General features: G+C 60.5%; 9 protein-coding genes and 1 pseudogene. 3 read left to right on the top strand and 7 right to left on the bottom strand.

Annotation, left to right across the window (positions count from 1 at the left end):
• Nucleotides 1-176, bottom strand: a pseudogene (locus tag B4F73_RS16710) (O-succinylhomoserine sulfhydrylase); the annotation flags it as partial.
• A gap of 65 nt (nucleotides 177-241) precedes the next feature.
• On the opposite strand from B4F73_RS16710, the gene B4F73_RS01345 reads away from it, so the two are divergent.
• Both B4F73_RS01345 and B4F73_RS01340 read left to right on the top strand, forming a co-directional pair.
• Entirely contained in the window at nucleotides 242-1,258 is a 1,017-nt protein-coding gene (locus B4F73_RS01345) for a 2'-deoxycytidine 5'-triphosphate deaminase (protein WP_290482335.1), read from the top strand.
• An 11-nt stretch (nucleotides 1,259-1,269) separates the two neighbouring features.
• Nucleotides 1,270-1,872, top strand: a complete 603-nt coding sequence (locus B4F73_RS01340) for a glutathione S-transferase N-terminal domain-containing protein (protein ID WP_290482334.1) — start codon at nucleotides 1,270-1,272, stop codon at nucleotides 1,870-1,872.
• Nucleotides 1,873-1,874: 2 nt separating this feature from the next.
• On the opposite strand, the gene B4F73_RS01335 is transcribed toward B4F73_RS01340, so the two are convergent.
• Genes B4F73_RS01335 through radA form a run of 6 tightly spaced genes read right to left on the bottom strand, consistent with a single transcriptional unit; the run spans nucleotide 1,875 to nucleotide 6,915 of the window.
• Entirely contained in the window at nucleotides 1,875-2,360 is a 486-nt protein-coding gene (locus B4F73_RS01335) for a GNAT family N-acetyltransferase (protein ID WP_206991094.1), read from the bottom strand.
• Between the two features lie 32 nt (nucleotides 2,361-2,392).
• A complete protein-coding gene (locus B4F73_RS01330) occupies nucleotides 2,393-2,740 on the bottom strand; it encodes a DUF3088 domain-containing protein (RefSeq protein WP_206991093.1) in 348 nt (115 codons plus the stop codon).
• A 6-nt stretch (nucleotides 2,741-2,746) separates the two neighbouring features.
• Nucleotides 2,747-3,481 carry an SDR family NAD(P)-dependent oxidoreductase gene (locus tag B4F73_RS01325; RefSeq protein ID WP_206991092.1) on the bottom strand — a complete coding sequence of 245 codons (735 nt, stop codon included), beginning with the start codon at nucleotides 3,479-3,481 and terminating at the stop codon, nucleotides 2,747-2,749.
• A 21-nt stretch (nucleotides 3,482-3,502) separates the two neighbouring features.
• The gene (gene purF / locus B4F73_RS01320) at nucleotides 3,503-4,954 is read right to left on the bottom strand and encodes an amidophosphoribosyltransferase (RefSeq protein ID WP_290479765.1); all 1,452 of its coding nucleotides are present in this window, start codon (nucleotides 4,952-4,954) and stop codon (nucleotides 3,503-3,505) included.
• A gap of 40 nt (nucleotides 4,955-4,994) precedes the next feature.
• Entirely contained in the window at nucleotides 4,995-5,540 is a 546-nt protein-coding gene (locus B4F73_RS01315; protein ID WP_034811029.1) for a CvpA family protein, read from the bottom strand.
• Nucleotides 5,533-6,915, bottom strand: coding sequence for a DNA repair protein RadA (radA, locus tag B4F73_RS01310; RefSeq protein WP_349679528.1), 1,383 nt, complete (start codon nucleotides 6,913-6,915; stop codon nucleotides 5,533-5,535). Before radA ends, B4F73_RS01315 begins: the two co-directional genes overlap by 8 nt.
• A 155-nt stretch (nucleotides 6,916-7,070) precedes the next feature.
• On the opposite strand from radA, the gene B4F73_RS01305 reads away from it, so the two are divergent.
• Nucleotides 7,071-8,684, top strand: a complete 1,614-nt coding sequence (locus B4F73_RS01305; protein ID WP_290482332.1) for a tetratricopeptide repeat-containing sulfotransferase family protein — start codon at nucleotides 7,071-7,073, stop codon at nucleotides 8,682-8,684.
• The last annotated feature ends 6 nt before the right edge of the window (nucleotides 8,685-8,690 follow it).

The raw sequence follows: 8,690 nt of genomic DNA, 5'->3' as shown, positions 1-8,690 counted from the left end.
TCCTCTTCACCCGCCATACGGCGCATGGCCTGTTCAGCGCTGTCATAGGAAAAGCCGGATGTCAGGTAGATCGCTTCGGAAATCTCGCCATGTTCGGAACGCATAAGGCCGCCGCGCACCGCTTTGGTCGCAGGCTTCCAGCCCTTTTTTCCGTCGTCGCCCGGTGCATCTGCCATGACACGATAGTCCCTTGTGTTTCCTGTAACGGGTCTTATGCCTGAGAGGGTAAGGGGTGCAAGTGATGGCCGTCGATTCTGGTGTATTGTCTGATCATGAGATTGAAGCGCTTCTCGGCGCTGATGCGATCCGGACGGACCTGCCGCTGGATGAGGGGCAGGTGCAGCCGGCAAGCCTTGATCTCCGCCTGGCCGAAGATGCTTATCGGCTGAGGGCCAGCTTCCTGCCGGGCAAGGACCGCACCGTCGCCGAGATGTTACAGGAACCGGGCATCCATATGCACCGGATCGATTTGACCAAGGAAGGCGCGGTTCTGGAAACGGGATGCGTCTATCTTGTGCCGCTGATGGAATCCCTGCGCTTGCCTGCCGGCATTGCGGCGCGGGCCAATCCGAAAAGCTCGACCGGCCGGATTGACGTGTTTACGCGGCTCGTCACCAATCGCTCCCGCGCCTTTGATGAAGTGCCAACGGGCTATTCCGGCCCGCTCTACCTGGAAGTCAGCCCGCGCACTTTCCCGATCATGGTGCGCCCTGGTGACCGGCTCGCGCAGATACGGTTCAAGCGCAAGAAGCCTGAGACGCTGAAGGAAAAAGTGGTCTCGATTGATCTCGAGTCCACGGGCGACCAGCCAGTTGGCTATCGTGCCAAGCATCATTCGGGCATTGTCGACCTGCGCGGCATTGGCGCGCATGAAGCGAGCCAGTTCTGGGAGCCGATCTGGCCGCGCGATGGTCGAATTGTTCTGAACCCGGAGGAGTTCTATATTCTGGTCAGCCGTGAAGCGGTGAAAGTGGGCGCGATGGAGGCCGCCGAAATGGCGCCCATTGCGCCGGAGTTGGGCGAATTCCGCGCGCACTATGCGGGCTTCTTTGATCCGGGCTTCGGCACGAATAGTGGCGGTAGCCGCGCTGTGCTGGAAGTGCGGTCGCGGGACGTGCCCTTTATCCTCGAACATGGCCAGCCCGTCGCCAAGCTGGTCTATGAAAGCATGGCCTCCAAGCCCAAGGGTCTCTATGGCGGCAAGGGCTCCAACTATCAGGGGCAGGGCCTGAAATTGTCGAAGCATTTCAAGACCTGAAGGTGCATGTGATGAAGCTCTACTATTCCGCGACGTCTCCTTATGCCCGCAAGGTGCGGGTGCTGATCATTGAGCATGGGTTGCAGGAGGCGGTGGAATTGGTGCGCGCTGATCCCATGGCGGAGAATGCTGCGTCGAAAATTGGGAATCCCCTGAGCAAGGTCCCCGCGCTTGAGCTGGATGACGGCGCTCACCTGTTCGATAGTCCGGTGATCTGCGAGTATCTCGATCATCAGGCGGCGGGAGAGCCCTTGCTGGCGCGCGAAGGCGCCTCTCGCTGGGCGGTGCTGACGGCCCAGGCGCTTGGTGATGGCATTCTGGATGCTGCGCTCAGTCTCGTCATGGAATCGCGACGTCCTGAAACCGAGCGCTCCGCCTACTGGCAGGATCGGTGGACGGCAGCAATTCATCGCGGCGTGGATCAGATCGCCGAAGATGTTGCGTCAGACCGGGAAGCATTCGACCTTGGGCGGATCGCCTATGCCTGCGCGCTTGGCTATCTCGACTTTCGCTTGCCCGACCTCGACTGGCGTGGCCCGCATCCGAACCTGCTGGCCTGGTTTGAAGATATGTCGGCGCGCGAGAGCTTTGCTCTCACCACGCCGCCGGAATAGAGTCATTCGTCCAGATTGAGTCGCATCTCGGTTATGTAGGGATTGAAACCTGCCTTCTCGTACGCACGGATGGCGGGATCATTGCCGCTATAGACGGTCAGCCGTATCTCGGTGAGGTCGCGCATGCGGGCCCAGTCGAGCAAATAGTCCGTCAGGATACGGTTCAGTCCCTTGCCGCGATGATCAGGGTGCACGAACATGAATCCCAGAAAGGCGTGATTGTCAGAGGCAATGTAGGGTTTTGACGCCCGCTTTTCTGCATAGCCCGTCGCAATGATGGCACCGTCCAGCTCAATCACGGCGACTTCTGCATCCTCGGACCGGACGCGTTCGCCAAGATCATAATAGCTGATCGGATCCGGCTTCAGCGTATGGTCGTAGGGCCGCTCGGCGGCGATGATTCCCTGTTCGCATTCTTTCAAGGCGGGCAAGTCGTCCAGTGTGGCGGATCGGGGGCGCAGAGAGGCGGGAGATAGATGCGTGGACATGGCCATCCTTCTGCCGGACTTGGTTTGCTGCTTCAAGGATGCGGCGTGGGAATACCGTGGCGAAGGGTCAGCGCGTTCAGAATTGCATCCTTGTCGTCGATGAAATGCACGCCAGCATGCTGCTTGACGCCTTGGCATCCTTCGCCTGCATCCGACAGGATCAGCACGGGGAGGGACTGGTTCTCAGGCCCGAGACGACTGACCAGGTCCGCGCGTGGGCGCGGCCAGGCGATGCGGTGAATATCGATCTGTTCGGCCAAGCATGGGAAGGCGGCAATCAGACCTTCCATCAACATGCAATGCCAGCAATAGAAAATCTCGTCCGGATAGGCCGGGTCTTCAAAGGGGGGCTGAAGGAGGAAGAGGTCATCCTTCGCCATTCTGCCTTATCCCTTCGATCCGGCCAGTTCGCGATAGGTGACCAATTGGCCGGTGCGTGTCTCGCTCGGGCTGACCAGCTTGACCAGTTCGGCGGCAACCTCTTCCGGGGTCGGAAGAGTCATCGGATCTTCGCCGGGCATGGCTTCGGCGCGCATACCGGTGCGTGTGCCACCCGGATCGAAAATATTGGCGCGCAGTTTCATGTTCTCATTCTCGTCGGCCCAACCGATGACGAGTGCTTCCATCCCTGCCTTGGCGGCCTGGTAGGGGCCCCAAAATGCACGCGGCTTTCGGGCAACGCTGGACGTCACAAAGACGGCGCGGGGCGTATCGGACTGATGCATCCAGGGCGAAAGGGTGCGGATCAGGTGGAAGTTGGAGGTGAGGTTCACCGCAATCGTCTCTTCAAAGCTGCGGGGACCACACGTCTCGACCGGGCCAAGCGTGCCAAGAATGCCGGCATTGGCAACGAGACCATCCAGACGACCAAAGCGTTCGCCGATCACCTTGCCGAGCGTCTCGATGCCCTTGGTGTCTTTCAAATCCATCGGCACAAGAACAGCTTCGCTGCCAAACGCGCGGATCTCGTCGTCAAGCTTCTGCAGCGCGGCCTTGGAGCGGGCAACCGCAATGACGATGTTGCCTTGACGGGCAAGCTCCAGCGCGGCGGCGCGGCCAATGCCACGCGAGGCGCCGGTAACAAGGACGAGCCTCGGGGAAGCGGAAGGGGTATCTGTCATGGCGCGGCTCAGGAAAGGCGATCAAGCGTCGTCCAGCAGGGAGAGCTGACGCTCTTTGTCGGATTCTGCATGTTCATTATCGACCAGCGGCGTTGGATAGTCACCCGTGAAGCAATGGTCGGAGAATTGTGGTTGCATCGGATTGCGCTGCGGCTCTCCAATGGCGGTATAGAGGCCCGGTACCGACAGGAAACCGAGCGAGTCGACGTTCAGTTCACTGACCATTTCCTCGTGCGTATGGATCGCCGCGAACAGTTCGGATTTGGCCGCCATGTCGATGCCGTAGAAGTCCGGGTTCAGGATGGGTGGGCTGGCCGAACGGAAATGAATTTCCTTGGCGCCGGCATCACGCACCATCTGGACGATCTTTTTCGACGTGTTGCCGCGCACGATGGAATCGTCGACGAGAATGACACGTTTGCCTTCCAGGACGGCGCGATTGGGGCTGTGCTTCTTGGAGACCGCGCTCTGACGTCCTGTCTGGGTCGGCTGGATGAAGGTTCGGCCGACATAGTGGTTCCGGATGATACCCATCTGGAACGGGATGCCGGACGCTTCGGAAAATCCGAGTGCAGCGGGCACGCCCGAATCCGGCACCGGCACGATGACATCCGCATCGGCGGGTGTTTCGGCGGCCAGCTGGTGTCCCATGCGGCGGCGTACTTCATAAATCGAACGGCCCTGAACGATGCTGTCCGGACGGGCGAAATAGACGTATTCGAACACACAGGGACTGGTCGGGCGCTGCGGAGCGAAGCGATAGGATTCGACGCCCTTGTCGCTGATGATGACGATTTCGCCATTCTCGACTTCGCGCACGAACTCGGCGCCGATAATGTCCAGCGCGCAAGTTTCAGACGCCAGCACATACGCGTCGCCCAATTTTCCAAGGATCAATGGGCGCAGTCCAACCGGGTCACGCGCGCCGACCAGTTTCTTGCCGGTCAGGCCGACCAATGCGTAGCCGCCTTCGATTCTCTGAAGTGCGTCCACCAGGCGCGCGAGGAAATCTTTGCCCGTGCTGCGCGCGACGAGGTGAAGGATGACTTCCGTGTCCATGGTAGACTGGAAGATGGCGCCGTCCTTGACGAGGTCATGGCGCAGCTTGCGGGAATTGGTGAGGTTACCATTGTGCGCCACGGCGAACCCGCCCCCGGCGAGGTCGGCGAAGATTGGCTGCACGTTCCGCAATATGGTGCGGCCCTGTGTAGAGTATCGGTTATGGCCGATGGCAGCATGACCCGGCAGGCGCGTTCGGAGGTCTCCCCCGAAATGCTCTCCTACCATGCCCAAATGACGTTCCGAGGGGAATCGCTTGCCGTCAAAGGTAATCATTCCGCAGGCTTCCTGCCCGCGATGCTGGAGCGCATGCAAGCCAAGCGCTGTCAGCAGGCTGGCTTCATGATTTCCAAAGACACCGAAGACGCCACATTCCTCGCGGGGCTTGTCGTCATCATGATCGAAAAGGACCATTTGAGACGCACCTCCTGAGTGACGGTATTGCGACAAGGGCCTATTGCCCTGTTTTGCCCTCTGAGGGAAGGGCGGCTTGCACATCTTTTCCGACTTTCGACGCATTGTCGTTCACATAGTTCGCCATCTCGGCGAGTGGTGGGTACGTCATCGAATTCCGGATGAAGTCCGGGATCCGGCTCTCATCAAGCGCCAGATTGAGGAGCACGGCAAAGAAAACGAGGGCGATGGCACCGCGCGCAATGCCAAAAAACAGACCGGCGAAATGGTCGAACATGCCAATGCCGTCGGCGCCCTGGATGTTCTTGGACAGGCGCTGGCCAAACCATGCGACCAGAACATAAACAATGATGAATGCGACAACGACCAGGGCAAGATCGCCCAGCAACGGGTCGACGCCTTCCGGCACCAGCGTGCGCACGCCGTCTGCAAAGAAGCGGCGGGCATAGAAGGCGGCGGCCAGGGCGGCGATGAATGATCCGAGTGTCGCGATCTCGCGCAGGAAGCCTCTGGCAAATGCCATGATCGCGGAGATCACAATGACTGCAACCGCGATAGCGTCGAAAGCTGTAATGGACTCAAGCATTTTGGGCGTCCGGAGCGAGAAGGTGGGCGAGATCGATAAGCCGTTTAATTGGGGTGATCGTCAAGCCATCCACTGAAGTCGGACTGCCTTCGGGCACATAGGCATGGGTGAAGCCAAGCCGGACGGCTTCCTTGAGACGTTGCTCCATGCGGGCCACCGGGCGCACTGCGCCCGACAGGGCCACTTCGCCGAAGAACACGGTCCGCTCGGGCACAGGCGTGTCGGCAAGGGAGGTCAGCAGCGCCGCCGCCGCGCCAAGGTCTCCGGCTGGCTCGCCAATGCGATAGCCGCCTGCGACCGAGAGATAGACATCCATGCCCGACAGGCTGATCCCGCAGCGCGCTTCCAGCACGGCGAGCAGCATGGCAAGACGCCCGCCATCCCAGCCGACGACGCTGCGCCGGGGCGTGCCATAGGCGCTTTTGGCCACCAATGCCTGCACTTCGGCGAGCACAGGACGTGAGCCTTCCATCGCCGCATAGACCGCTGCCCCGCCTTCGCCATCGCCATCGGCTGACAGGAACAGGGCAGACGGTTCCTTGGCCGGGGCGAGGCCGTATTGGTGCATTTCGAAGATGCCGATCTCGTCAGTCGGGCCGAAGCGATTCTTCACGGCGCGCAGGATGCGAAACTGGTGTCCGCGCTCACCCTCGAAATAGAAGACGGCATCGACCATGTGCTCGACCACGCGCGGACCGGCAATATTGCCCTCCTTGGTGACGTGCCCGACGAGCACCAGCGCGGCGCCGGATTTCTTGGCCCAGCGAGTCAGTTCCTGCGAGCAGGCCCGGACCTGGCTGACTGAGCCGGGCGCGGCCTCAAGACTGTCAGACCACATGGTCTGGATGGAATCGATCACCACGAAATCAGGTTTGGCCGTTTTCAGCGCCGAAAGGATCTTTCGAAGGTCGGTTTCGGTGGCGAGGTCGACCGGGCTTTCGGCAACCTTCAGTCGCTTGGCGCGCTCCTGGATTTGCGCGGCAGCTTCCTCGCCAGATACATAGACCGTTTTCACGCCATTGCGGGCGAGTCGCGCGGCGACCTGCAGCAGCAGGGTCGATTTGCCGATACCGGGATCGCCGCCAATCAAGGTGGCGGATGATGGCACGATGCCGCCGCCGAAGACGCGGTCCAGTTCTTCCACACCCATGACGATGCGGGCAGGCGTTTCGGTCTCGGTGTTCAGAGCGACGAATTCTGTCTTGCTGGAGCGCTTCGTGCCGGCCTTGGGCGCAGCGAGACCGCCCGGCGTGCCGCCGACCGTCTCCTCGACCAGCGTATTCCATTCGCCACAGCCCGCGCATTTGCCACTCCACTTGGAATGAACTTCGCCACAGGATTGGCACACAAAGGCAGTCGTTGCGGTCTTGGCCATGGTCAGAGAGATATGAGGGTTTGCGGGCAGGGGAAAGGGTTCGCTTTCGGTCCGGGCTGCAAAAGTGAGGGCGCGGGATGCCGGTTGCATTGCTGCAGACGGTCAGGTTCGCAGTCTCTTGTGTTCGCACGCCGGGGGCGGCAAACATCGGCCGCATGTCGACTGATAATCAAAATCCCGGAAACGACGGCCGCAGTTCAGGCCGACCGTTCGCGCCGCTGCAGCCTGCGCGGCAATTGCTGGGAGAGAAGCGTTACCGGGAGGCCCATGCTTATTGCCGGAACGCGCTGGAGCAGGACCCGGACTGCGCCGATGCTTTTTTTGTGCTTGGTATCATCAATTATGAACACAACCAGTTCGAGCGCGCCCTGAAGCTGTTCGAACGCGCGCTTGAGAAAGGCCATCCCGAGCCGGGAGCGCACGTTCAGGCCGCGCGATGCTACGCCAAGCTGACTTTGCCGAAGCAGGCGCTCATACATATTGAAGCCGCCATAAAACTACAGCCATCGGACGGTTTCACGCTGGCATCTATCGGCGCCACGTTGAGCGCCCTGGATCGGCATGAGGAAGCGGTCGCCTTTCACAGGCAGGCCGCGACCGCCTCTTCGAATGATCCGATCGTCTTCTTCAATCTTGGTTCGTCCCTGCAATTCATTGGTGATTTTGAGGGGGCAAGGAAAGCGTACCGAACCTGCCTCCAATTTGCGCCTCAGTACATTCCGGCGCGCGCCTATCTCGCGCTGATCACGAAACACAGCCCAGAGCAGAACGCAGTCGCGGAGCTTGAGGCCGCTTGGCTGCAGCGGCACCCGCGAGACATTGAAGGCGGGCTTCAACTCGCCCATGCCATTGCAAAAGTGCATGAGGACCTGGCCGACCCGGCAGCAGCCATGGACTGGCTGGACAAGGGCAAGGCCCTGGTGCGTCAGAATATTCCCAGTCAGCGAATGCAGAATCAGGCCAGTTTCGAAGCCGCCGAAGCGCTGTGCCATACGCTCGGCGTGAACAGTGAGGTTCAAACTGGCGGCCCGATTTTCATTGTCGGCCTGCCGCGTACCGGCACCACACTTGTCGACCGTATCATTTCCAGCCACTCCGGCATCGTGTCTGCGGGAGAACGCCCGGAGTTCGGAGCTTTCCTGAAGCGCGCAGTCGGCAATGACAGCGCGGACATGCTGGACGCTGGTACGATCAAGGGGGCGGCCGGAACCGACCTGTTGGCGGTCGGACAAAACTATATCGAAAGTGTGCAGGGAATATTGAACGGCGCGCAGCGCTTCACCGACAAGATGCCGATCAATGCCTTACTTGTTCCGGCCATACTTGCCGCCTTGCCGAATGCGCGCGTGATCTGTTTGCGGCGACAGCCTGCCGATAGTGTGTTGAGCATCTATCGCCAGCTGTTCGCCCTGTCGGCATTGCACTATCGTTGCGCGCACAGTCTTGAAGACCTGGCGGATTATGTGGCGCGCTTTCATGGTCTTGTTGAGACTTACACGGGCGCGCTCCCGTCCTCGCGGTTCACTCTGGTTGACTATGAGACCCTGGTGGAGGAACCGGAGGCGGAAACCCGGCGGCTTCTGGAATTTTGCGGTCTCGACTTCGAGCAGGCATGTCTGGACTTTCAGGAAAACACCGCGCCCGTGGCCACCGCCAGCGTCGCCCAGGTGCGCCAGCCCATGTATCGATCATCTGTGGACCGTTGGAAACGCTATCAGCCCCAGCTTGAGCCAGCCCTTGAGATACTTCGGAAGGCTGGACGACTCTAGGCGTCG

Origin of the sequence: Hyphomonas sp. UBA3601 (genome assembly GCF_002375605.1) — a bacterium.
Lineage (GTDB): Bacteria > Pseudomonadota > Alphaproteobacteria > Caulobacterales > Hyphomonadaceae > Hyphomonas.
Note: the sequence above shows the minus strand (reverse complement) of the source record. Positions and strands in the feature narration are given on the sequence as shown.

What these genes read in the sequence shown, in the direction of transcription:
- B4F73_RS01345 (WP_290482335.1), top strand. Translation starts at nt 242, where the DNA reads ATGGCCGTCGATTCTGGTGTATTGTCTGATCATGAGATTGAAGCGCTT.
- B4F73_RS01335 (WP_206991094.1), bottom strand. Translation starts at nt 2,360, where the DNA reads ATGTCCACGCATCTATCTCCCGCCTCTCTGCGCCCCCGATCCGCCACA.
- B4F73_RS01305 (WP_290482332.1), top strand. Translation starts at nt 7,071, where the DNA reads ATGTCGACTGATAATCAAAATCCCGGAAACGACGGCCGCAGTTCAGGC.
- purF (WP_290479765.1), bottom strand. Translation starts at nt 4,954, where the DNA reads ATGGTCCTTTTCGATCATGATGACGACAAGCCCCGCGAGGAATGTGGC.
- B4F73_RS01315 (WP_034811029.1), bottom strand. Translation starts at nt 5,540, where the DNA reads ATGCTTGAGTCCATTACAGCTTTCGACGCTATCGCGGTTGCAGTCATT.
- radA (WP_349679528.1), bottom strand. Translation starts at nt 6,915, where the DNA reads ATGGCCAAGACCGCAACGACTGCCTTTGTGTGCCAATCCTGTGGCGAA.
- B4F73_RS01330 (WP_206991093.1), bottom strand. Translation starts at nt 2,740, where the DNA reads ATGGCGAAGGATGACCTCTTCCTCCTTCAGCCCCCCTTTGAAGACCCG.
- B4F73_RS01340 (WP_290482334.1), top strand. Translation starts at nt 1,270, where the DNA reads ATGAAGCTCTACTATTCCGCGACGTCTCCTTATGCCCGCAAGGTGCGG.
- B4F73_RS01325 (WP_206991092.1), bottom strand. Translation starts at nt 3,481, where the DNA reads ATGACAGATACCCCTTCCGCTTCCCCGAGGCTCGTCCTTGTTACCGGC.